The following is a 22,103-nucleotide window of genomic DNA, read 5'->3' as shown; positions in this document are numbered from 1 at the left end:
CCTAGATTTTGGTGCGGAGATGGAAGGATTTCGCGCGGGTCAGGTGATCGTAGCCGAGCGTGGAGAGCGTCACGCCGCGTCCGGTGTTCTTGACGCCGGTCCAGGCGAGGGCCGGGTCGAGATAGTCGCAGCGATTCATGAACACCGTGCCGGTTTCGATTTGGCGGCCGATGCGCGCGGCGGCGGATTCGTCCGACGTCCAGATCGCGGCGGTGAGGCCGAGATCGCTGTCGTTCATCAGCGTCACGGCTTCGTCGTCCGACTTCACCTTCATGATGCCGATGACGGGGCCGAAGCTTTCCTCGTTCATCACGCGCATCTTGTGCGTCACATCGACCAGCACATGCGGGGCGAGATAGGGCGTGCCCGGTTTGTCGGCGGCGAAGTGCTTGGGATCGACCAGCGATTTGGCACCCTGCTTCACGGCTTCCGCGATCTGGCCGCGCACGAATTCGGCGGCCGAGGTGCGGACCATCGGGCCTAGATTCGTCGCCTTGTCGGTCGGGTTGCCGAGCTTGTAGGCCTTGGTCAGGTCGACGAAGCCATCGACGAATTTGTCGTAGAGGCTTTCGTGCACATAGATGCGCTCGATCCCGCAGCAGGACTGGCCCGAATTGAAGAACGCGCCGTCGACGAGATTCTCGACCGCATGGGCGAGATTGGCGTCGGCGCGGACATAAGCGGGGTCCTTGCCGCCGAGTTCCAGCCCCGCCCCGATAAAGCGCTCGCCGATCGCGCGCTGCACCGCCTTGCCGCCATCGACCGAGCCGGTGAAGCACACATGATCGACGCGCGCATCGCCGATGATCTTGGCGGAATCGGCATGGTCAGTGTGCAGGATCTGGAACACGCCGGCCGGCAACCCCGCCGCCTTCGCCGCCGCCGCGTAGCGTTCGGCGACCAGCGGCGTCTGGTGCGAATGCTTGAGCAGCACGACGTTGCCCGCGACCAAAGCGGGGACGATCGCGTTGACCGAGGTGAGCCACGGATAATTCCACGGGGCGATCACGAACACGAGGCCGAGCGGATCGCGGCTGATGAAGCGCGTGAAGCCGTCCTTCGCCTCGGGCTTCACATCGGCCAGCGCTTGCGGCGCGATCGCCAGCATATGGCGCGCGCGATCTTCGAAGCCGCGCATTTCGCCCGGCGTCTGGCCGATCGGGCGGCCCATCTGGCGGGTGATTTCCTCGGCGTTCGCGTCCTTGGTCGCCAGCACCGCCTCGACCAGCTTGGTCACGGCGGCGATGCGCTGCGCCAGTGGCGTTTGGGCCCAGGCTTTCTTGGCGGCTTGTGCGGCCGCAAGTGCGGCTTCGATCGCCGTGCCGTCGGCCAAAGCGAGCGTGCGATAGGGCTTCCCGTCGACCGGGCTGACGATCGTGAATTCTTTGGTCATGTCAGATGATCTCGAAATAACGGGCGTGCTGCCAGTCGGTGATCGCCTTGTTGTATTCGCGCTGCTCCCAATCGCGGGTCGCGGCGTAATGCTCGACGAATTCGTCGCCGAACAGATCGCGCGCGACCTTGCTGGCGGCGAGGCGCGCTGCCGCATCGCCCAGGCTGCGCGGAAGGTTATCCTTGGGGTTGGGCTCGACCGCGTAGGCGTTGCCTTCGACCGGCGGCGGCGGTTCGATCTTGTTCTCGATGCCCCATAGCCCCGAGCCGATCGCCGCAGCGAAGGCGATATAGGGATTGATGTCGGCGGCGGCCACGCGATATTCGACGCGCTGCGATTTCGGGCTGCCCGGGATCACGCGCAGCGCCGTGGTGCGGTTCTCGACCCCCCACATCGACGCGGTCGGCGCCCAGAAGCCGGGAATCAGGCGCGTATAGCTGTTCACCGTGCACGCGACCATCGCCAGCAATTCGGGCATCAAACGCTGCTGCCCGCCGACGAACCAGCGCATCGTGTCGGACATCGAATGCGGCTTCTTGGCGTCGTGGAACACCGGGTCGCCGTTCTTGTCCTTCAGCGACACGTGCAAATGGCCCGACTGGCCGGGCCAGTCATGCGACCATTTCGCCATGAACGTCACCATCTTGTTCTGACGTTCGGCGTAGATCTTGGTGAAGGTCTTGAACAACGCCGCCTTGTCGGCCGAGGCGAGCGCCTCGTCGACCGTGATCGCGGCTTCCAATACGCCCGCACCGGTTTCGGTGTGCAGGCCTTCGAGCGCCACGTCCATCTTGCGCATCGTGTCGAGCAGGCCGTGATAGAACTCGGCGTGCACGGAGCTGCGCAAAACGGAGTAGCCGTAGAAGCCCGGCGTGATGGTGCGCAGATTCTTGTAGTGCTTCTCGCGCACCGAGAACGGCGTTTCGTCGAACACGAAAAATTCGAATTCCGCCGCCGACATGACCGAATAGCCCATGTCGGACGCGCGCTTCAGCACGCGGCGCAAGGCGCCACGCGGGCATACGCCTTCGGCCTTCTGCGCGAATTCGCCCAGGAACAGCACGGTCGACGGTTCCAGCGGCAATTCGCGACAGGTGTCGGGTACCAAGCGCACGGGCGCATCGGGATAGGCCGTGTGCCAGCCCGTGTATTTGACGTTGTCGTAAAGCTGGTCGTTCGAATCCCAGCCCAGCACCACGTCGCAGAACCCGAACCCGGATTTGAGCGCCGAGAGGAATTTCTCGCGCGACATGTACTTGCCGCGCATGATCCCGTCGACGTCGAAAACGCCGACCTTCACGTTGTCGATCGCGCGTTCGGCGATCAGTTCGGCCGCGTCTTCGGCGGTTTTGACGGTGCGTGTTTGCATGGAACGGAAGACTCCCCGGCGCCTGTTTCGATCGGCGCCCTGGGACGGGAGAATGCCCGACCGGCCGCCGCCGGTCGAGGGGTGCCGTCACGAAACGGTAACGATTCCTACTCCGCCGCCAGCGGGCGGTATTGGCGGCGCAGCTGGAGGCGTGTCCAAACCTCGTCCACCGCCACGACCAGCGCGTCCATCAGGCCGTCGTCGTGAAACGGCGTCGCCGTAAAGCGCAGACGCTCCGTGCCGCGCGGCACGGTCGGGAAATTGATCGGCTGGACATAGATGCCGTGGCGGGTGAGCAATTCGTCGGACGCTTGTTTGCAGGCGCGCGCGTCGCCCACCATCAGCGGCACGATATGCGTGGCCGACGGCATGACCGGCAGATTGGCTTCGGCGAATTTCGCTTTGAGCCGCGCGGCGCGCTCGGCGAGTTGTTCGCGCTCGACGGTCGAGGTTTTGAGATGCGCGATCGCGGCGCGCGCCCCCGCGGCGATCACCGGCGGCATCGAGCTCGAGAAGATGAAGCCGGGCGCGTGGCTGCGCACGGCGTCGCACAGCGCCACACTCGCGGCGATATAGCCACCGACCACGCCGAAACCCTTGGCGAGCGTGCCTTGGATCACGTCCAGGCGCTGCATGGCGTTTTCGCGTTCGGCAACACCCGCCCCGCGCGGTCCGTAAAGTCCGACCGCGTGGACCTCGTCGAGATAGGTCATCGCGTCGTATTGCTCGGCCAGATCGCAGAAGCGGTGGATCGGCGCTACGTCGCCATCCATCGAATAGACGCTTTCGAAGGCGATCAGCTTGGGACGCGAAGGCTCGATTGCCGCCAGCTGGCGTTCCAGATCGTCCGCGTCGTTGTGCTTGAAGATGCGCTTCTCCGCACCGGAATGCTTGATGCCCTCGATCATCGAGGCGTGGTTGAGCTCGTCCGACAGGATGACGAGGCCGGGCAGCAGCTTGCCGAAGGACGACAGCGTCGCTTCGTTGGCGTTGTAGCCCGAGGTGAAGATGAGGGCGGCGGGCTTGGCGTGCAGATCGGCGAGCTCGCGTTCCAGCAGGATATGCTGGTGATTGGTGCCGGAGATGTTGCGCGTCCCGCCCGCACCGGCGCCGTTCGCCTCGACCGTCGCCTTCATCGCGGCGATCACTTTGGGGTGCTGGCCCATGCCGAGATAATCGTTGGAGCACCACACGATGACTTCGCGCATGCCTTCGGGCGAGTGCCACGAGGCGCGCGGAAATTCGCCGCAAATACGCTCCAGATCCGCGAAGACGCGATAGCGCCCTTCGGCCTTCAGCTTGTCGATCGATTGGGCGAACGCCCCGTCATAGTCGCGACGCATCTTGCTGCTTGCTCCCGCCGGCCTTCCCAGGTTCACACCGGAATGGGCCGGATAATCCCTTAATATCCGTGCCGCCCGCTTTGATTCACGTCAACAGGCCCTTGGCTTCGATCGCGGCCAAACCGTCGTCCAGTCCGCGCTTGAAGCGGGCGAGCAATTCGTCGATTTCCGCTTCGGTGATGATCAACGGCGGGCACACGGCCACGCGATTGTCGAACAGCGGCCGGACGATCAGCCCGGCGTTTTCGCACGCCTTGCCGACCAAGGCGGCGGCCGGCTGGCCGGGTTCGAAGAAGGTCTTCGACGCCTTGTCCTTCACCAATTGCAGCCCGCCGATCAGGCCCATGCCCTGCACCTCGCCGACGAGCTTATGCGCCCCGAGCGCTTGGAGGCCCTTTTGCAGCCGGGGCCCCACTTCACGGACATGGCCGACGATGTCGCGCTCGGCATAGATCTTCAGCGTTTCGATGGCGACGGCGGCGGGGACGGGATGCGCCGTATAGGTGTAGCCATGGCCGAACGTGCCGATCTTGTCGGATTGTTTGACCATCAGATCCCAGATCGGCTCGGAGATCATCACCGCCGAAATCGGCAGATAGGCCGACGACAGCGCTTTTGCACATGTGATGATGTCCGGACGAATATCGAACGATTGCGTGCCCCACATATTGCCCGTGCGGCCGAAGCCGCAGATCACTTCGTCGGCGACCAGCAGAATGTCGTATTTCTTCAGCACCGCCTGGATCTTGGGGAAGTAACCCTTGGGCGGCACGATCACGCCGCCGGCCCCCATGATCGGCTCGGCGAACATCGCGGCGATCGTTTCGGGATCTTCGGCCAGGATCAGCTTTTCCAGATCGTCGGCGAGGCGCGTGGCGAACGCCTCTTCGCTTTCGCCGGGCAGCGCATGCTTATAGTGATGCGGCGTTTGCGCGTAGGCGACCGGGAAGATCGGCAAATCGAAATCGCGCTGATTGGCGGGCAGGCGCGTGAGCGAGGCCGACGCGATGGTCACGCCATGATAGGCCTTGTCGCGCGACAGGATTTTTTTCTTCTTCGGCTTGCCCCGCGCGTTCGACACGTACCAGACGAGCTTGATCGCCGTGTCGTTGGCTTCGGAGCCGGAGCCCGCGAACAGCACTTTCGACATCGGGACCGGGCTGATCTCCTTCAGCATCTCGGCCAGCACGATGCCCGGCTCGTGCGATTTACCGGCAAAAATATGGTAATAAGGCAGCTCGCGCATCTGCTTGGCGGCGGCGTCGGCCAAGCGCTTCTCGTCGAAGCCCAGCGACGCGCACCACAGACCCGCCATTCCTTCCAGATATTCCTTGCCGGTGTCGTCGGCGACGAACACGCCGCGCCCCTTCGCCATCACCAGCGGGCCATCCGTCTGGAAGGCGCGCAGATTGGTGTAGGGGTGGACGAGGGCGGCAATATCGCGCGCAGCCAGCGAGTTGCCGCGCGGGCGTTGGTCGTTCATCGAACAAGGCTCCCGAGTAAGGGGGAAAGCTTAGCGCAGGACACCGGGCTTTGTCGCGCGTTCCGGGGACGTTCGCAGCCGCTTAAGGTTAACGCCATGCGGCACGTCGCCGCGCGCCAAGATCGGTTTCATTTCCCTGACGGACGCGCTAACAAATGTGCATTCGGGCTGCGGCCCGGTTGTGGCACAAAAATCTGGCAAGGAAGTTGCCAGCCACGCCGGGTTCGCGATCCGGACGCTTCCGGGAGCCCCCGATCCTGGACGCCGGCTGAACAGGACGGCGTCCACAACTGAGGAGACAGAAATGGCCACCAAATTGGGCCGTATGGCCCGTCTCGCGTTCGCCGCGGGCGCCGTCGCGCTGCTGAGTGCCGCCGCCATCCCCGCCGATGCGCGCCCCTTCCGCATGTCCGTGTCGGGCGATGCGAACACGATGGACCCGCATTCGCAGAACGCCGGCAACGTGACGCTGCTGCTGCGCCAGATCTACGAGCCGCTGGTGTTCCGCGGCAAGAAACTGGAAATCGAACCCGGCCTCGCCGTGTCGTGGCAGCAAATGGAGCCGACGCGCTGGCGCTTCACGCTGCGCCCGAACGTGAAGTTCTCGAACGGCAATGCGTTCAACGCCGACGACGTCGTCTATTCGATCCAGCGTTCGCTGCACGAATTTTCGCAATACGGCATCTTCACCGACACGATCGGCGAAGCGGTCAAGGTCAACGATCTGACCGTCGACATCATCACCAAGATTCCCGATCCCGTGCTGATCGACAAGCTGACCCAGGTCTACATGATGGATCTGGAATGGTCGCAGGCGAACAACGCCACGCGCCCGCAGAACGTGCGCGGCCGCGAGGAATCGTTCACCGGCCGCAACGCGATGGGGACGGGCCCGTTCGTCGTGCGCAGCCGCGAGCCGGACGTGCGCACGGTGCTGGCCCAGAACCCGAATTGGTGGAACAACGCCGCGCGCGAATCGAACGTGACGGAAATCGTGTTCCAGCCGATCGCTTCGGCCGCGACGCGCACCGCCGCTTTGCGCTCGGGCGAGATCGACTTCATCCTCGATCCGCCGGTGCAGGACGTGCCGCAATTGCAGAACGCCCAAGGCCTCAAGGTCGTGATCGGGCCCGAAGTGCGCACGATCTTCATGGCGTTCGACACCAGCCGCGACGAATTGCTCTATTCGTCGGTGAAGGGGCGCAACCCCTTCAAGGACATCCGCGTGCGCACGGCGATGTATCAGGCGATCAACATCGACGCGATCCACACCCGCGTGATGCGCGGCCAGTCGGTCAACACCGGCTCGCTCTATCCCGACGCGGTCAACGGCTATTCGAAGGCCGACGACAAGCGCTATCCCTTCGACCTTAACGCCGCGCGCCGCTTGATGCGCGAAGCGGGCTACGCCGACGGGTTCGAAGTCACGCTCGACTGCCCGAACAACCGCTACATCAACGACGAAGCGATCTGCCAGGCGCTGGTCGCGATGTGGTCGCAGATCGGCATCAAGGCGAATCTCCTCGCCCAGCCGCTCGCGACCTACTTCCCCAAGGTGCAGCGCGACGACACGTCGCTCTATCTGCTGGGCTGGGGCGTGCCGACCTACGATGCGCTCTATTCCTTGCAGGCGCTGCTGCGCACCAAGGACGGCCAGCCGGGCAACGGCACGTGGAACCACGGCCGCTTCTCGGATCCCGATTTCGACGCGCTGATCGATAAGGTCAAGCTCGAGGTCAACGCGGATGCGCGCCGGGCGTTGATCGCGCAGGTCAACAAGCTCTATCACGATCGCATTCCGCATATTCCGCTGCACCATCAGGTGATCCCCTGGGCGATGCGTTCCAACATCGACGTCGTGCATCGCGCGGACAATCAGCTCGAAGTGAAGTGGGTGAAGGTCAACTGAGCCTTCGCCGGAAGCCCCGGCGGCGATCCCGCCGCCGGGGAATTCGGGCACCAGCACAAACATCATGATCGCTTTCGTCATCCGCCGACTGCTCCAGGCCGTGCTCGTCATGCTGGCCGTCGGCTTCGTGGGTTTCTCTCTGTTCGCCTATGTCGGCGATCCCGTCTCCATCATGCTGGGGCAGGATTACACGCAGGAAGCCCGTCAGCGTTTGATCCAGGATCTCGGCCTCGATCAGCCCTTCTTCGTCCAATACGCGCGTTTCATCGCGGGTGCGGCGCAGGGCGAGTTCGGCATTTCCTACCGCCTCGCGCGGCCCGTCTCGGAATTGCTGCTCGAACGCCTGCCCGCGACGCTGGAACTGTCGTTCTGCGCGGCGGTGCTGGCGCTGGCCGCCGGCGTGCCGCTCGGCGTCTATTGCGGCCTCCACCGCGACGGCTGGCTCGCGCGATTGCTGCTCAGCGTGTCGCTGATCGGCGTGTCGCTGCCGACCTTCCTGATCGGCATTCTGCTGATTCTGTTCTTCTCGGTCATCCTGGGCTGGCTGCCGTCCTTCGGGCGCGGCGACGTCGTGCAGCTCGGCGGCTGGTCGACGGGCTTCCTGACGCCGACGGGTTTGCGCGCGTTGATCCTGCCGTCGATCACGCTCGCCTTGTTCCAGCTCACCCTCATCATGCGCCTCGTGCGCTCGGAAATGCTGGAAGTCTTGCGCACCGATTACATCAAATTCGCGCGCGCGCGGGGCTTGCGCAACCGCGCGATCAATTTCGGCCACGCGCTCAAGAACACGCTCGTCCCCGTCATCACGATCACCGGCTTGCAGCTGGGCGGCATCATCGCCTTCGCGATCGTGACCGAAACGGTGTTCCAATGGCCCGGCATGGGCTTCCTGTTCATCCAATCGGTCCAGGCCGCCGACGTGCCGGTGATGGCCGCCTATCTGATGCTGATCGCGTTCTTCTTCGTGCTGATCAATCTGGTCGTCGACCTGCTGTACTACCTTGTCGATCCGCGCTTGCGCATCGACAAGGGTGCTGCCGGCGGTCATGGCGGGCATTGAGGCAAACATGGATATCGTCCGCCGCGCCCTCGACTCCGATATTTTCTACAGCTTCCGCCGCTCGCCCGTGGTGGTTGTCGCCGCGATCGTGACCGTCGCGTTTTTCGCCGGTGCGGTGTTCGCGCCCTGGATCGCGCCGCAGAACCCGTTCGATCTGCGCCAGCTCAATCTGATGGACGCCTCGCTGCCGCCGATGTGGCTGCCCGACGGCATGCCCGAATATCCGCTGGGTACGGATACGCAAGGCCGCGATGTGTTCTCGACCATTTTGTTCGGGTCGCGCGTGTCGCTGCTCGTCGGCTTCCTGTCGGTCGTGTTCGCGATGGTGTTGGGCGTGGGCCTGGGCCTCGTCGCCGGATACATGGGCGGCACGGTCGACGCGATCATCATGCGCGTCGCCGACGTGCAGCTTTCCTTCCCGGCGATCCTGATCGCACTGCTGATCGACGGTGTCGCGCGCATCGTCATCCCGCGCGAACTGCACCACGAAATCGCGATCTACGTGCTGATCCTGGCGATCGGCTTCTCGGGCTGGGTGCAATACGCGCGCACGGTGCGCGGCTCGTGCCTCGTGGAGAAAAGCAAGGAATACGTCCAGGCCGCGCGGGTCATCGGCCGCCATCCCGCCGCGATCATGTTCCAGCACGTGCTGCCCAACGTGATGGGCCCGGTGCTGGTGATCGCGACGATCCATCTCGCTCTGGCGATCATCACCGAGGCGACGCTCTCGTTCCTGGGCGTGGGCGTGCCGCCGACAGAGCCGTCGCTCGGCACGCTGATCCGCATCGGCAACAATTTCCTGTTCTCGGGCGAATGGTGGATCACCGTCTTCCCCGGGGCGGCCCTCGTGATCATGGTGCTCGCCGTCAATCTGCTGGGCGATTGGCTGCGCGACGCCCTTAACCCGAAGCTGCGTTGACGCCATGACCCAGAATTTGCTCGAAGTCGAAAATCTGCGGGTCGAGTTTCCGACGCGGCGCGGCACGCTGGTCGCGGTGGACGACGTGTCGTTCGCCATCGCGCCCGGCGAAGTGCTGGGCGTGGTGGGCGAATCCGGGGCCGGCAAATCGCTGACGGGTGCGGCGATCATCGGCCTGTTGGAACCGCCGGGCCGCGTGGCAGGCGGCGAGATTCGCCTCGGCGGCCAGCGCATCGACAATCTGCCCTACGAGAAGATGCGCCGCATCCGGGGTAAGGAAATCGGCGCGATCTTCCAGGACCCGCTGACCTCGCTCAACCCGCTCTACACGATCGGCCGCCAGCTTACCGAAACGATCCTGACGCATCTGGACGTATCCGAGAGCGAAGCCCGCGATCGCGCGATCAAGCTGTTGCAGGAAGTCGGCATTCCGGCGGCGGAGCGGCGCATCGACCATTATCCGCATCAATTCTCCGGCGGCATGCGCCAGCGCGTGGTGATCGCGTTGGCCCTGTGCGCCAATCCGCGTTTGATCGTGGCGGACGAGCCGACGACGGCGTTGGACGTGTCGATCCAGGCGCAGATCATCACGCTGCTGAAGCGCCTGTGCCGCGATCATGGTGCGGCCGTCATGCTGGTCACGCACGATATGGGCGTGATTGCCGAAACCGCCGATCGCGTCGCGGTCATGTATGCGGGCCGCGTGGCGGAGATCGGGCCGGTGCGCGACGTCATCAAGCGCGCCAAACATCCCTACACCGAAGGGCTGATGGGCTCGATCCCCAAGCTCGGCGGCGACGAACGCAGCCTCGCCCAGATCGACGGATCGATGCCGCGTTTGACCGCGATCCCCAAGGGCTGCGCCTTCAATCCGCGCTGCCCCAAAGTGTTCGGCCGTTGCCGCGAGGAACGCCCCGAACCCATCGCGGTGGGCGACACCAAAGTCGCCTGCTGGCTTTACGACGATGCGCACAAGGCGGCCGCCGAATGAACGCCGAATCGCCCAAGCCCCTGGTCGTTGCGAAAAATCTCGCGCGCCATTTCGATGTCTCCAAACCGCTGCTGAACCGTTTGATCGAACGTTCGGGCCGCCAGATCCTGCGCGCCGTCGACGGGCTCGATTTCGATATCGCGCGCGGCGAAACGCTCAGCTTCGTCGGCGAATCCGGCTGCGGCAAATCGACGGTCGCGCGCCTCGTCGTCGGGCTCTACGGGCCCAGTGCGGGTTCGATCGAATTCGACGGCCAGAACATGGCGACGATTCCGTCGGCCGCCGAGGGGGCGCGTATCCGCAAGCGCTTCCAGATGATCTTCCAGGACCCTTACGCCAGCCTCAATCCGCGCTGGCGCGTGGGCAAGATCATCGCCGAGCCGATCACCGTGCACGGGCTGATGTCCGACCCCGTGCAGATCAAAACCCGCGTGGGCGAGTTGCTGCGCCAAGTGGGCTTGTCGCCGGCCGATGCGGAAAAATTCCCGCATGAATTTTCAGGCGGCCAGCGCCAGCGCATTTCCATCGCGCGCGCCTTGTCGTCGAATCCGGAATTTTTGGTGTGCGACGAGCCCACGTCGGCGCTCGACGTGTCGGTGCAGGCGCAGATTCTGAATCTGATGAAGCAGCTCCAGCGCGATCTGGGGCTCACTTATCTGTTCATCAGCCACAATCTCGCGGTTGTCTATTACATCTCCGACCGCGTGGGCGTGATGTATCTCGGCCGCTTGGTCGAGATCGGCGACAAGAAGGCGATCTTCAACCGCCCGCAGCATCCCTATACGCGCATGCTGCTCGACGCGATCCCCGATCTCGACATGTCGGGCCGCCCGCGCACGCCGGTGGCGGGCGAGGTGCCCAACCCGATCAACCCGCCCACGGGCTGCGCCTTCCATCCGCGCTGCCCCTTCGCGAACGAGCGTTGCGCCGCCGAACGGCCGGTCTCGAAGCCGTCGCCGACCGGCACGATGGTCGCCTGCCACGGGATCGAAGAAGGCCGGATTCCGCCGATCGTGCGCGATTACACGCCCCCGCCGGTCGCATAAGCTACCGCTATCCCCGTTATCCACAGGTTCAAGCCTCTGGCGCCGAGGGGGCGGGTTCCGCTACATCCTCGCGACTGACTTTCCGGATTCGGAGCGAAGCACATGGCGGACGGTGGCGATACGGGCGGCATTGCGGCGGCGAAACTGCGTTCTTTCGTCGAGCGCATCGAGCGGCTGGAAACCGAAAAGGCCGATCTCGGCGCCGATATCCGCGAGGTCTATGCCGAAGCCAAGGGCAACGGCTTCGACACCAAGATCATGCGCCAGGTGATCAAGCTGCGCAAAATGGAAGAGCCCGACCGCAAGGAGCAGGACGAGCTGCTCGACCTCTACCGCCGCGCGCTGGAAGTCTGATCGTCGCGCGTCAGCGCCAGATCGCCATTTCGATTCCGTAACGATCCTTCGGCGCCTGCACGGGCAGGCGTTCGGCCATGCCTTTCGCGCGGCGTAAGGCGGTCAGGCACACGACCGCCGCGTCGATCACATCGTCCGGCGCGACGTGCTTGCGCGGGAACAGGTCGAGCCACGCGGGCAATTCGCCGAAGCCTTCCTTCGCCAAAAGGGCGAGGCGTTGCGCCCGGCCTTCCGCCGTTTTCTTCGCCGCGCGCAAGGGTGCGCCCGCCAAGCGGCCGAAGCAGAGTTCCGGGTGCGATTCGAAAATCGGCGCATCGGGCCTCGCGCGCAGCAGCGCGTCAAGTTCGCGCATCTTGGGAAACAAATTCCAAGCCTGTTTCGACAGGCCCACGCCATGGGCCTTGCGGTTGCGCGCGTTGGCGGCGGGATAGTCTTTGGCGGCGAGGGCACCTCGGCACGGGGCCGAGAACACGCAAGATGCGCGGCCCGCCGGACCCAATATCGCGCGCGTGGCCTTCTCGCAATCGCGCCCGCCTTTCGGCGCGTCGTCGGCGAAGCCCATCGGCATATCGATCGCGACCCAGGCGGGGCGCTCGGGCGCATCGACGATTTCGGCGATTGTTTCGGCGAAGCGCGCGAAGCCGCGCCCCGTCTTCGCGTGACGGAACACGGCGACCCAGCCGCCTTTGCAGCCATCGACCCCGGCGACGAACAAATCTATTCCGCCGCGACGAGGGCCGACGCCGGATCGCGCAGGCGGGCGAGCAGCGCCGCCTTATGCGCTTCGGCCTTGGCGATATGCGCGTCTTTCACGGGGCCGTAGCCGCGAATTTCTTCGGGGATCGAAGCGAGGCCCACGGCGGCTTCGTGTGTGGCGGGCGTGAGACGCTCGAGGATTTCCGCGATCGTCGCTTCGTAGTCGGCGATCAGGCGGCGCTCGGTTTTGCGCTCAATCGTGCGGCCGAACGGGTCGAACGCCGTGCCGCGCAGGAATTTGAATTTCGCCAGCACGCCCAGCGCCGACAGCATCCACGGGCCGAAGGTCTTCTTGCGCGGGCGGCCGGTCGTCGCGTCGATCTCGCTCAACATCGGCGGGGCGAGATTGAGTTCGATCTTGTAATCGCCCTCGAATTGCCGCGCCAAGGCCTTGCGGAACGTCCCGTCGCTGTAGAGGCGCGCGACTTCGTACTCGTCCTTATAGGCGAGCAGCTTGGCGTAATAGCGCGCGACGGCCAGCGCGAGACCCTCGCGGCCGGGCGTTTTCGCGACTTCGGCGGCGGCGACGTCGCGGACGAGCTTCTCGTATTTGCGCGCGAGCGTCTCGTCCTGATAGGCGGCGAGATAGGGCAGGCGCGCGGCGATCACCTCGTCCAGCGTGCGCGCGAGTTTGCGTTCCGGCGGCAGCGTGGGCTTGGCGGCGTCGCGCACCTTGTCGATTTCGACGGCGGCGAGGCGGCCCCAATTGAAGGCGCGCTTGTTGGCGTCGACCGCGACTTGGTTGAGCTCGATCGCGCGCATCAGCGAGTCGAGGCCGAGCGGGATCGCGCCCTTCTGCCACGCATAGCCCAGCATGAACGGGTTGGTCGCGATCGAATCGCCCATCAGCGCGGTCGCCAACTCGCTCGCCTCGATGAATTCGGCGGCCCCCTGGCCCAGCGCATGGGAAATCGCTGCCTTCATGCCGTCGGCGGGGAAGGCGAGGTCGGGATTGCGGGTGAAATCGCCGGTCGGCGATTCGTGCGTGTTGATCACCGCGCGGGTCTCGCCCACGCGCACGCGATCCAGCGTTTCGGCGCCGGCCGCGACGACCATATCGCAGCCGAGCAGCAGCTTCGCCTCGCCCGCCGCGATGCGCACGGCGTGCAGATCGTTCGGATCGTCGGCGATCCGGATATGCGACAGCACCGCACCGCCCTTCTGGGCAAGGCCCGCCATGTCGAGCACCGACACGCCTTTGCCTTCCAGATGCGCCGCCATGCCGATCAACGCGCCAATAGTGACGACACCGGTTCCGCCGACACCGGTCACGAGAATGCCGTAAGGCGACGCACTGCTCGGCAAAGCGGGGGCGGGCAACGCCGCGAACGGGTCGGCGCCGGATTCAAGCGCCTTGCTGCGCGGCTTGCGCACTTTGCCACCCAGCAAGTTGACGAAGGACGGGCAGAAGCCTTTGACGCAGGAGAAATCCTTGTTGCAGCTCGATTGGTCGATCGCGCGCTTGCGGCCGAACTCGGTTTCGACCGGCACGACCGACAGGCAGTTCGACTGCACCGAGCAATCGCCGCAGCCTTCGCACACCGCGTCGTTGATGAAGATGCGCTTGGCCGGATCGGGATAGGTGCCGCGCTTGCGCCGGCGGCGTTTCTCGGCGGCACAAGTCTGGTCGTGGACCAGCACGGTCACGCCCGGCGTATCGCGCAATTCCTTCTGCACGGCATCGAGCTCGTCGCGATGGCGAATCTCCACGCCGGGCGCGAAATCGGCGGACCCGTATTTGTCGGGATCGTCGCTGGTCACGACGATGCGCTTCACGCCCTCGGCCGCGACCATCTGGGTGATGCGCGGCACGGTCAACTGGCCGTCATGCGGCTGGCCGCCGGTCATCGCGACCGCGTCGTTGAACAGCAGCTTATAGGTGACGTTCACCTTGGCGGCCAAGGCGGCGCGGATCGCCAGCGAGCCCGAATGGAAATACGTGCCGTCGCCCAGGTTCTGGAACACGTGTTTCGTGTCGGTGAAGGGCGACTGGCCGATCCAGGGCGCACCCTCGCAGCCCATATTGGTGAAGGTCGTCGTCTCGCGATCCATCCACAGCGCCATGAAATGGCAGCCGATGCCGGCCATCGCGCGGCTGCCCTCGGGCACTTTGGTCGACGTGTTATGCGGGCAGCCGGAGCAGAAATAGGGCACGCGCTTGAACGCATGCCCTTCGGGCACTTGTTCCTGGCGTTCGAGGAAGGCGACGCGCTCGCGCATGCGCGGCGAATCGTAGAAGGGCTTCAGGCGCTCCGCGATCACTTTGGCGACCATCGCCGGCGTCAATTCGCCGGCCGAGGGCAGGATCCATTTGCCCTTTTCGTCGAATTTGCCGACGACGCGCGGGCGCACATCGGCGCGCCAATTGTAAAGCTGTTCTTTGAGCTGGTTCTCGATCAGCGCGCGCTTCTCCTCGACGACCAGAACTTCGTCGAGGCCCTCGGCGAAATGTCGCGCTCCCTCGCGCTCCAACGGCCAGGGCATCGCGACCTTGTAAAGCCGCAAGCCGATATGGGCGGCGAGGGCGTCGTCGATACCCAAATCGTCGAGTGCTTGGCGCACGTCGAGATAGCTCTTGCCCGTCGTCACGATGCCGAAACGGGGCTTCGGACTGTCGATGACGATCTTGTCGAGCTTGTTGGCGCGCGCGAAAGCGAGTGCGGCGTAGACTTTGTATTTCTGCAGGCGGTGTTCCTGCTCGATCCAATGATCGGGCCAGCGGATATGCAGGCCGCCCGGCGGCATTTCGAAATCCGTCGGCGTCACCATGTTCAGGCGATGCGGATCGATCAGCACGGAGGCGGAGGAATCCGTCGTCTCGCCCGTGCATTTGAACGCGACCCAGCAGCCCGAATAGCGGCTCATCGCCCAGCCATAAAGGCCGAGATCGAGGAATTCCTGCACACCCGAGGGGTTCAGCACGGGCATCATCGCGGAGACGAATTCGTGTTCGGATTGATGCGCCAGCGTCGAGGATTTCGCCGCGTGGTCGTCGCCCGCCAAGACGAGCACGCCGCCATTGGGCGAGGTGCCGGCGGCGTTGGCGTGTTTGAATACGTCGCCGCAGCGATCCACGCCCGGGCCCTTGCCGTACCACATGCCGAACACGCCGTCGTATTTGGCGCCGTCGTACATGTTGACCTGCTGCGTGCCCCACACGGCGGCGGCGGCCAATTCCTCGTTCACACCGGGCGTGAAATGGATGTGGTGATCCTTCATGTGGCGGCGCGCCTGCCACATCGCTTGGTCGAGCCCGCCCAGCGGCGAGCCGCGATAGCCCGAGACGAATCCCGCGGTGTTGAGCCCGGCGGCCAAATCGCGGCGGCGCTGCATGAAGGCGAGGCGCACCAGCGCTTGCGTGCCCGTGAGATAGACGCGCCCCGATTGGGCGACGTATTTGTCGTCGAGTGTGACGTCGAGCAGCGGGCGCGCGGGGAGAGCCATCGCCATTCCATCCCTGGATCGCGCGGGGTAGTTCCCCCGCGTCGGAGGAAAGCGTAGCGGGTCGCGCACGCCGTCTCAACGTCCGCCCGTGTCGCCGCACCAGAAAGCAAGAAGCTTCCTGGTGCAACTGCGAAGAGGTTCCGGTTGTTGCCGCCCCGCACGGGGGCGGCGCAACCTTCTTACGCCGCCTTCGCCGCGCGTTTGGCGATCAACTCCGCGATCACGTTGGCGATCAGCAAATGGCCGATCTCGCCCGCTTCGGTGCGGCCCATCGACAGGATCGATTCGGGATGGAATTGCACCGCGGCGATCGGCAAGCGCTTGTGGCGCACGGCCATGATCAGCCCAGCTTGCGTGCGCGCGACGATATCGAGTTCCCCGTGCGGGAACGAAGACGCGCGCGCATGCAGCGAGTGATAGGCGCCGACGGCACACGGGCTGGGAAGCCCTGCGAACAAGCCCGCGCCGTCATGCTCGATATCCCAGCGCTTGCCATGGCGCGGCTCGGGCAGCACGTCCAGCGCGCCGCCGAAGGCTTCGACCGTGCCTTGCAGGCCCAAGCACACGCCGAATTGCGCGAGGCCGCGTTCGGCCAGCGCACGCACGAGAGCCGGCACGCCGAACTGCGCGGGCGTGCCCGGCCCCGGCGAATGCACGACCAGATCGGGTTTCAACGCCACGATCGCGTCGGGCGTCAAGCCGTGGCGATAGGTCGACACGTCGGCGCCGGTCTGGCGGAAATAATCCGCCAGGGTGTGGACGAAGCTGTCTTCGTTGTCGATCAGCACGATCCGCTTGCCCTTGCCGGGCAGCGGTTTCGCAGCTTCGCCGGCATTCGCGGCCGGCGGGGCGAGCACGCGGAACAAGGCGCTCGCCTTGACGAAGGTTTCCTCGTTTTCCTCCATCCCGATCGAATCCCACACCAACGTGGCGCCGACGCGATAGCGCGCGACCTGCTTCTTCTTTTCGTCTTCGGTCAGATGGACGGTGCGAATGGTGATGCCGGTGTTGACGTCGCCGTTGAACTGCAAGGCACCGACGGCGCCGCCATACCAGCCGCGCGGGCTCGTCTCCATCGCCTCGACGATTTCGACCGCCCATTTCTTCGGGGCACCGGTCAGCGTCACCGCCCACATATGCGAGATGAACGCGTCCAGGCCCGTGACGTCGGGTCGCAACCGGCCTTCGACATGGTCGACCGTGTGGAACAGGCCCTGATAGGCCTCGATCTGACGCCGCCCGAGCAGCTTGACCGTGCCCGGCACGCAAATGCGCGATTTGTCGTTGCGGTCGACATCGGTGCACATCGTCAACTCGACTTCGTCTTTCTCCGAGTTGATCAGCGCCTTCAAGCGCTCGGCATCCTCCATCGCGTTGCGCCCGCGCCTTGCGGTGCCGGAGATCGGGCAGCTTTCCACCCGGTCGCCTTCGACGCGCACATACATTTCGGGGCTGGTGCCGACCAGGCGATCGGGCCCGAGTTGGAGATAGAACTCGAACGGGCTCGGGTTGACCTTCTTCAACTTGGCGAACAGCGACGAAGGGGAGGCTTGGTAAAGCGCTTCGAAGCGGCGCGACAGCACGACTTCGAAGATGTCGCCCACGCGCATGCGCTCGCGCGCCACATCGACCATCGCGGCGTATTGCTCGGCCGTCAGATCCGACGTGATCTCCGGCTTCGCTTTCGGCTCGGCGTAGCGCCGGCGCGCGACGGGCGCCATGCAAACGCGCGATTTTCCCTCGGTCGATACGCGCGCGCGCGCGAAATCGTAATCGTAGCGGAAGGCGGTTTCCTTGCGCCGGTCGACGATCAGCATCCGGTCGGGAATGAACAGATGCAAATCGCGCGTTTCGGCCGGGCGATTTTGGGAAAGCTTGATCGGCTCGAACTGGAACAGCAGATCGTAGCCGAACGCGCCGTAGAGCCCGATGAACCCGTCGGCGATGCCCTTGAACTCGGCGACCAAGCGGCGCAGCGGCGAGAACAGCGACGGTTGCTGACTGCGCTTTTCTTCCGGGAACGGGCCGGCGGCGGCGATGGTCTCGATCCGGCGATAGCCGGGATCGCGCGCGACGATGCGCGCTTCGGCCATGTCCTCGAAGATCGGATCGAGCAGATCGATCAGCACGATCCCGCGCTCGTTCAGCGCTTTCAGTTCCAGCTTGTTGCCGCCGCCGACGATCTCGACCGGCGGATCGGCGAAGCCGAACTCCCAGCGCGAATAGCGGCCGGGATAATCGACGCCGGAGGAGAACAAGCCGCCGCGCGTGCGGTCGAGTTTTTCGGCGAAACCGTCGAGGGCGGTGTCGTAGGCCAGCGTGCGGCGCTGTCGGGTCAGCGTCAGGCCGGTGGGCGTGGTGAAATCGTAACGCATCGCGGGAGTTCCTTGGAAACGGGGCGACCGGACGGAATCCCGCTAACGGGGATGCGCAAAACGGCCAATACGGGCGGAGAAAAGGGGAAAGGGTTGGCTGGCGCTCAGCGCCACCAACGGGACCAGCGGACGATACGGATCGCGCGCGGTTGCATGACCTTTCGGGAACTCCCCTTATGAAGGAAGCTACGCTAGCGGTCCTTGGCGCGCCTGTCCAGCGCGGGTTTTGGCGCGGCGAAATGCGCGGTCGCGAGATCGATGAAAACACGCAGCTTGGCGGGGATTTGCAAACCCGCACCCGGCGGCGGGTACAACACGCTGATCGGGGCGGGCGGTGGCGCGTATTCGGCCAAGATCTCGACGAGCATTCCCGCCGCCAATGCGGCCCGCGCTTGATATTCCGGCAAGCGCGCGATGCCGGCACCCGCAATCGCCGCCGAGAGGATCGCGGCGGGCGAGTCCGCGACGAAGCGCCCCGTCACCACGCGCTCGCGTACTTTGCCGTTCCGGCGAAAGCGCCAGGCGACCGCGCGGCCCGATCCGCGCCAGATCAAACATTCGTGGCCGTCGAGATCTTCGGGAACGCGCGGCGGTTTCGTGCGCGCGAGATAGTCGGGTGCCGCGACGGTGACGATCCGCGTTTCGCCGATACGCCGCGCGATCAGCGTGCCGGGCGGCGGCGTGCCGATGCGCAAGCTCGCATCGAACCCGCCGGCGATCGGATCGACGGCATGATCGTCCAGCGTCAAATCGACCGACAAGGCGGGGTATGCCGCGATCAATTCGGCGGCGAGCGGCGCCACATGGACCGCGCCGAATTGCGTGGGGGCGGTCAAACGCAGCGTACCGGCGGGCCCCGCTTGCGTGCCCTTCAACGCCGCGCGCGCTTGCGCCAACTGGCCCAAAGCGCGTTGCGCGTGCGGAAGATAACGCTGCCCCGCCTCGGTCAGCGACAAGGCGCGCGTGGTCCGTCGCGCGAGCCGCGTGCCCAGACGCGCTTCCAACGTCGCCAGCAAGCGGCTGGCGCGCGCGGGCCCCAGGCCCAATTCGCGGGCGGCTTGGGCCAGCGCGCCGCGCGCGGCGAGGGCGACGAAGAGTTCGAGTTCGGCGAGGCGGTCGGACATTCGTGTCCAAATCGAAAGAATGAAACACGATATTATCGATTTTGGATTAGCCGCGACAGGCCCATGTTTGCGGTGCGGCGGCATTCGGCCGCCGAGGATGGAGACGGCAATGGGACGGCATTACGGCGAACTCGCGTTCACGGACTCGGTCCGGCGCTTCCAGGCGGAAGACGGGTCGGCCGAATCCTACGCCCGTCAGCAGGCGAAGGGCGGGCGCGACACGGTGACGCCCGATCTGGCGGCGTACCTGGCGCAGACGCGGTCGTTCTACCTCGCCTCGGCTTCCGCCGACGGGCGGCCCTATATGCAGCATCGCGGCGGCCCGGCGGGGTTCCTGAAGCCGCTCGACGAAAAGCACCTTGGCTTCGCCGAGTTCTCGGGCAATCGGCAATTCATCTCGCAAGGGAACTTCGCCGAGAACGACCGCGTGCTGATTTTCGTGCCCGATTACGCCCATCGCCGCCGGGTGAAAATCTGGGGCCGGGCGCGGATCGTGTCGGACGACCCAGCGCTGCTGGATCGGCTGACGGACCCGAATTATCCGGCCGCCCCGCAGCGCGCGATCGTGATCGAGATCGAGGCGTGGGACACGAACTGCCCGCAGCATATCCCCCAATTGCTGCCGGCGGAGGACGTGGCCGAGCTGGTGACGGGCCTGCGCGCGCGCGTCGCCGATCTCGAAACGCGGTTGCGGCAAGCGGGCGTCGATCCGGGCTAAGCTTGCCTTCGTGCGATTCCCTTGGGCCGACCGGACGGAAAGAACCGTCCCGCTGAAACTGATCGTTTTCCTGGCGCTATTTGTGCCGGGTTTGTGGGTCGCCTATGCGCTGGCGACCGGCCAACTCGGCGCGCAGCCCTTGAAGGCGGCGACGCGCGAGCTGGGGTCCTGGGGCTTGCGCATCTTTATGCTGTCGCTGGCCGTGTCGCCGTTGCGCTCGCTGTGGCATTGGCCGACGGCGATGCTGGTGCGCCGCATGCTGGGCGTGGGCGCCTTCGCTTATCTCGCTTCGCATTTCACGATGTATGTCGCGAGCCAGGGCTTCGTCCTTTCGACCGTCGCGTCGGAAATCGCGCTGCGCATTTACCTTACGATCGGTTTCGTGGCTTTGCTGGGCTTCGCGGCGCTGGCGGCGACCTCGACCGACGGGATGATCAAGCGCCTGGGCGGCAAGAATTGGCGCCGCTTGCACAAGCTCGCCTATCCGCTGGGCGTGCTGGCGATCGTGCATTTCTTTCTGCAAGCGCGCCTTGACGCGATCGAGACGCAGGTCACGGCGGGATTGTTCGTGTGGGCGATGGCGTGGCGCGCCGCGAAAGCCCGGGGCCAAGCGGGCTGGGCGGTCACGCTGGCGCTGGGACTCGCCGCCACGTTGCTGGTCCCGGCGGCCGAGGCGGGGTTCATCGCCGTCAAGCTCGGCGCGCCGTTCTGGATGGTGTTCGCGGCCAATTTCGACCCCGAATTGGCGCCGCGCCCGGCCCATGTGATTTTGGGCTTCGTGGGTGCGGTTTGCGCCGTTGCTTTCGCGCGCGCGAGGCCATAGAAAACGGGCCCATGACCGTTCTCGTGACCGGAGCCGCCGGGTTCATCGGCTTCCACCTGTCCAAAGCGCTGATGGCGCGCGGCGAAGACGTGGTGGGCTTCGACAATTTCGATCCTTATTACGACGTGCGCCTGAAAGAGGCGCGCGCGGCCGAGCTTGGGAAGAATAAGAACTTCCGCATGGTGCGCGGCGAATTGGCCGCCGACGGCGCCTTCGCTGCGGCGCTCGCCGACAAATCGATCGACCGCGTCGTGCATTTGGCCGCCCAGGCGGGTGTGCGCTACTCGCTGTCGCATCCGGAGGTCTATATCCGGACCAACATCATCGGTCATTTCAACGTGATCGAGGCGTGCCGCCAGCGCGGCGACATCAAGCATCTCGTCTACGCCTCGTCCTCGTCGGTTTATGGCGGGAACGAAAAGCTGCCGTTCTCGGTCGACGACAAGATCGACAAGCCCGTGTCGCTCTATGCCGCCACCAAGGCCGCGAACGAACTGGTCAGCCATGCCTATTCGCATCTCTTCGCCGTGCCGGCGACGGGCTTGCGCTTCTTCACCGTCTACGGCCCCTGGGGCCGGCCGGACATGTCGCTATGGATTTTCACCAAGGCGATTTTGGAAGGCAAACCCATCCCGCTGTTCAACGGCGGCGAGATGCGGCGCGATTTCACCTATGTCGACGACATCGTCGCGGGCGTGATTGCGGCCCTGGATCGCCCGCCGGTCGCGGGCGACAGACAGGCGGCGCATCGCGTCTATAATCTCGGCAATCACCGCTCCGAACCGCTGATGCGTTTCGTCGAATTGATCGAGCGCGCGACCAATCACAAGGCGATCCTCGACAAGCAGCCGATGCAGCCCGGCGACGTTCGCGAAAGTTTCGCGGATATCGAAGCCTCGCGCCGCGATCTGGGCTTCGATCCGAAGACGACCATCGACGTGGGCGTGCCGCGCTTCGTCGATTGGTTCCGCGCCTATAACGGCATTTGAGGGCGAT

17 protein-coding genes are annotated in these 22,103 nt (G+C 65.0%); 9 read left to right on the top strand and 8 right to left on the bottom strand.

All coding sequences use genetic code 11. The features are described 5' to 3' along the window. Nucleotide 1: 1 nt before the first annotated feature. The 4 genes from J0H39_15560 to J0H39_15545 form a co-directional block, all read right to left on the bottom strand. Complete coding sequence (locus J0H39_15560) at nucleotides 2–1,393, bottom strand: aldehyde dehydrogenase family protein (GenBank protein ID MBN9498171.1); 1,392 nt, start codon at nucleotides 1,391–1,393, stop codon at nucleotides 2–4. Between the two features lies 1 nt (nucleotide 1,394). Next, a complete protein-coding gene (locus tag J0H39_15555; protein ID MBN9498170.1) occupies nucleotides 1,395–2,762 on the bottom strand; it encodes a glutamine synthetase in 1,368 nt (455 codons plus the stop codon). Between the two features lie 107 nt (nucleotides 2,763–2,869). Beyond that, entirely contained in the window at nucleotides 2,870–4,105 is a 1,236-nt protein-coding gene (gene hemA / locus J0H39_15550; GenBank protein MBN9498169.1) for a 5-aminolevulinate synthase, read from the bottom strand. Between the two features lie 85 nt (nucleotides 4,106–4,190). Further along, nucleotides 4,191–5,588 carry an aspartate aminotransferase family protein gene (locus tag J0H39_15545; GenBank protein ID MBN9498168.1) on the bottom strand — a complete coding sequence of 466 codons (1,398 nt, stop codon included), beginning with the start codon at nucleotides 5,586–5,588 and terminating at the stop codon, nucleotides 4,191–4,193. Between the two features lie 325 nt (nucleotides 5,589–5,913). Here J0H39_15545 and J0H39_15540 point away from each other — a divergent pair, with 325 nt between their 5' ends. The 6 genes from J0H39_15540 (at nucleotide 5,914) to J0H39_15515 (ending at nucleotide 11,867) form a co-directional block, all read left to right on the top strand. After that, nucleotides 5,914–7,497: an ABC transporter substrate-binding protein gene (locus J0H39_15540; GenBank protein MBN9498167.1), complete on the top strand. Its 1,584-nt coding sequence runs from the start codon at nucleotides 5,914–5,916 to the stop codon at nucleotides 7,495–7,497. A 64-nt stretch (nucleotides 7,498–7,561) separates the two neighbouring features. Then, on the top strand, nucleotides 7,562–8,557 hold the full coding sequence (locus tag J0H39_15535; protein ID MBN9498166.1) for an ABC transporter permease: 996 nt from the start codon (nucleotides 7,562–7,564) through the stop codon (nucleotides 8,555–8,557). A 7-nt stretch (nucleotides 8,558–8,564) separates the two neighbouring features. Further along, a complete protein-coding gene (locus tag J0H39_15530) occupies nucleotides 8,565–9,476 on the top strand; it encodes an ABC transporter permease (GenBank protein ID MBN9498165.1) in 912 nt (303 codons plus the stop codon). 4 nt (nucleotides 9,477–9,480) lie between these two features. After that, nucleotides 9,481–10,467, top strand: a complete 987-nt coding sequence (locus J0H39_15525) for an ABC transporter ATP-binding protein (protein MBN9498164.1) — start codon at nucleotides 9,481–9,483, stop codon at nucleotides 10,465–10,467. Further along, nucleotides 10,464–11,513 carry an ATP-binding cassette domain-containing protein gene (locus tag J0H39_15520; GenBank protein MBN9498163.1) on the top strand — a complete coding sequence of 350 codons (1,050 nt, stop codon included), beginning with the start codon at nucleotides 10,464–10,466 and terminating at the stop codon, nucleotides 11,511–11,513. Before J0H39_15525 ends, J0H39_15520 begins: the two co-directional genes overlap by 4 nt. Before the next feature lie 102 nt (nucleotides 11,514–11,615). Further along, nucleotides 11,616–11,867, top strand: a complete 252-nt coding sequence (locus J0H39_15515) for a DUF2312 domain-containing protein (GenBank protein MBN9498162.1) — start codon at nucleotides 11,616–11,618, stop codon at nucleotides 11,865–11,867. Between the two features lie 10 nt (nucleotides 11,868–11,877). On the opposite strand, the gene J0H39_15510 is transcribed toward J0H39_15515, so the two are convergent. The 4 genes from J0H39_15510 to J0H39_15495 all read right to left on the bottom strand — a co-directional run bounded on the left by J0H39_15510 (nucleotide 11,878) and on the right by J0H39_15495 (nucleotide 19,566). Then, a complete protein-coding gene (locus J0H39_15510) occupies nucleotides 11,878–12,582 on the bottom strand; it encodes a DUF429 domain-containing protein (GenBank protein MBN9498161.1) in 705 nt (234 codons plus the stop codon). A 2-nt stretch (nucleotides 12,583–12,584) separates the two neighbouring features. Beyond that, nucleotides 12,585–16,067 (bottom strand): indolepyruvate ferredoxin oxidoreductase family protein, encoded by a 3,483-nt coding sequence (locus J0H39_15505; protein MBN9498160.1) that lies wholly within the window; start codon nucleotides 16,065–16,067, stop codon nucleotides 12,585–12,587. A 179-nt stretch (nucleotides 16,068–16,246) separates the two neighbouring features. After that, nucleotides 16,247–18,442 (bottom strand): anthranilate synthase component I, encoded by a 2,196-nt coding sequence (locus J0H39_15500; GenBank protein MBN9498159.1) that lies wholly within the window; start codon nucleotides 18,440–18,442, stop codon nucleotides 16,247–16,249. A gap of 191 nt (nucleotides 18,443–18,633) precedes the next feature. Next, complete coding sequence (locus tag J0H39_15495) at nucleotides 18,634–19,566, bottom strand: LysR family transcriptional regulator (GenBank protein ID MBN9498158.1); 933 nt, start codon at nucleotides 19,564–19,566, stop codon at nucleotides 18,634–18,636. Between the two features lie 109 nt (nucleotides 19,567–19,675). On the opposite strand from J0H39_15495, the gene J0H39_15490 reads away from it, so the two are divergent. Genes J0H39_15490 through J0H39_15480 form a run of 3 tightly spaced genes read left to right on the top strand, consistent with a single transcriptional unit; the run spans nucleotide 19,676 to nucleotide 22,096 of the window. Beyond that, nucleotides 19,676–20,284, top strand: a complete 609-nt coding sequence (locus J0H39_15490) for a pyridoxamine 5'-phosphate oxidase family protein (GenBank protein ID MBN9498157.1) — start codon at nucleotides 19,676–19,678, stop codon at nucleotides 20,282–20,284. A gap of 10 nt (nucleotides 20,285–20,294) precedes the next feature. After that, nucleotides 20,295–21,107 carry a sulfoxide reductase heme-binding subunit YedZ gene (locus J0H39_15485; protein MBN9498156.1) on the top strand — a complete coding sequence of 271 codons (813 nt, stop codon included), beginning with the start codon at nucleotides 20,295–20,297 and terminating at the stop codon, nucleotides 21,105–21,107. An 11-nt stretch (nucleotides 21,108–21,118) separates the two neighbouring features. Beyond that, complete coding sequence (locus tag J0H39_15480; GenBank protein ID MBN9498155.1) at nucleotides 21,119–22,096, top strand: NAD-dependent epimerase/dehydratase family protein; 978 nt, start codon at nucleotides 21,119–21,121, stop codon at nucleotides 22,094–22,096. Nucleotides 22,097–22,103: the final 7 nt, after the last annotated feature.

The sequence above is a fragment of the Alphaproteobacteria bacterium genome, assembly GCA_017308135.1.
In the GTDB taxonomy this organism is placed as follows: Bacteria; Pseudomonadota; Alphaproteobacteria; order CACIAM-22H2; family CACIAM-22H2; genus Tagaea.
This window is presented reverse-complemented; position numbering and strand designations above follow the sequence as displayed.

Coding starts and splice junctions, on each gene's coding strand:
- J0H39_15560 (MBN9498171.1), bottom strand. CDS start 1,393: ATGACCAAAGAATTCACGATCGTCAGCCCGGTCGACGGGAAGCCCTAT.
- J0H39_15555 (MBN9498170.1), bottom strand. CDS start 2,762: ATGCAAACACGCACCGTCAAAACCGCCGAAGACGCGGCCGAACTGATC.
- hemA (MBN9498169.1), bottom strand. CDS start 4,105: ATGCGTCGCGACTATGACGGGGCGTTCGCCCAATCGATCGACAAGCTG.
- J0H39_15545 (MBN9498168.1), bottom strand. CDS start 5,588: ATGAACGACCAACGCCCGCGCGGCAACTCGCTGGCTGCGCGCGATATT.
- J0H39_15540 (MBN9498167.1), top strand. CDS start 5,914: ATGGCCCGTCTCGCGTTCGCCGCGGGCGCCGTCGCGCTGCTGAGTGCC.
- J0H39_15535 (MBN9498166.1), top strand. CDS start 7,562: ATGATCGCTTTCGTCATCCGCCGACTGCTCCAGGCCGTGCTCGTCATG.
- J0H39_15530 (MBN9498165.1), top strand. CDS start 8,565: ATGGATATCGTCCGCCGCGCCCTCGACTCCGATATTTTCTACAGCTTC.
- J0H39_15525 (MBN9498164.1), top strand. CDS start 9,481: ATGACCCAGAATTTGCTCGAAGTCGAAAATCTGCGGGTCGAGTTTCCG.
- J0H39_15520 (MBN9498163.1), top strand. CDS start 10,464: ATGAACGCCGAATCGCCCAAGCCCCTGGTCGTTGCGAAAAATCTCGCG.
- J0H39_15515 (MBN9498162.1), top strand. CDS start 11,616: ATGGCGGACGGTGGCGATACGGGCGGCATTGCGGCGGCGAAACTGCGT.
- J0H39_15505 (MBN9498160.1), bottom strand. CDS start 16,067: ATGGCTCTCCCCGCGCGCCCGCTGCTCGACGTCACACTCGACGACAAA.
- J0H39_15500 (MBN9498159.1), bottom strand. CDS start 18,442: ATGCGTTACGATTTCACCACGCCCACCGGCCTGACGCTGACCCGACAG.
- J0H39_15495 (MBN9498158.1), bottom strand. CDS start 19,566: ATGTCCGACCGCCTCGCCGAACTCGAACTCTTCGTCGCCCTCGCCGCG.
- J0H39_15490 (MBN9498157.1), top strand. CDS start 19,676: ATGGGACGGCATTACGGCGAACTCGCGTTCACGGACTCGGTCCGGCGC.
- J0H39_15480 (MBN9498155.1), top strand. CDS start 21,119: ATGACCGTTCTCGTGACCGGAGCCGCCGGGTTCATCGGCTTCCACCTG.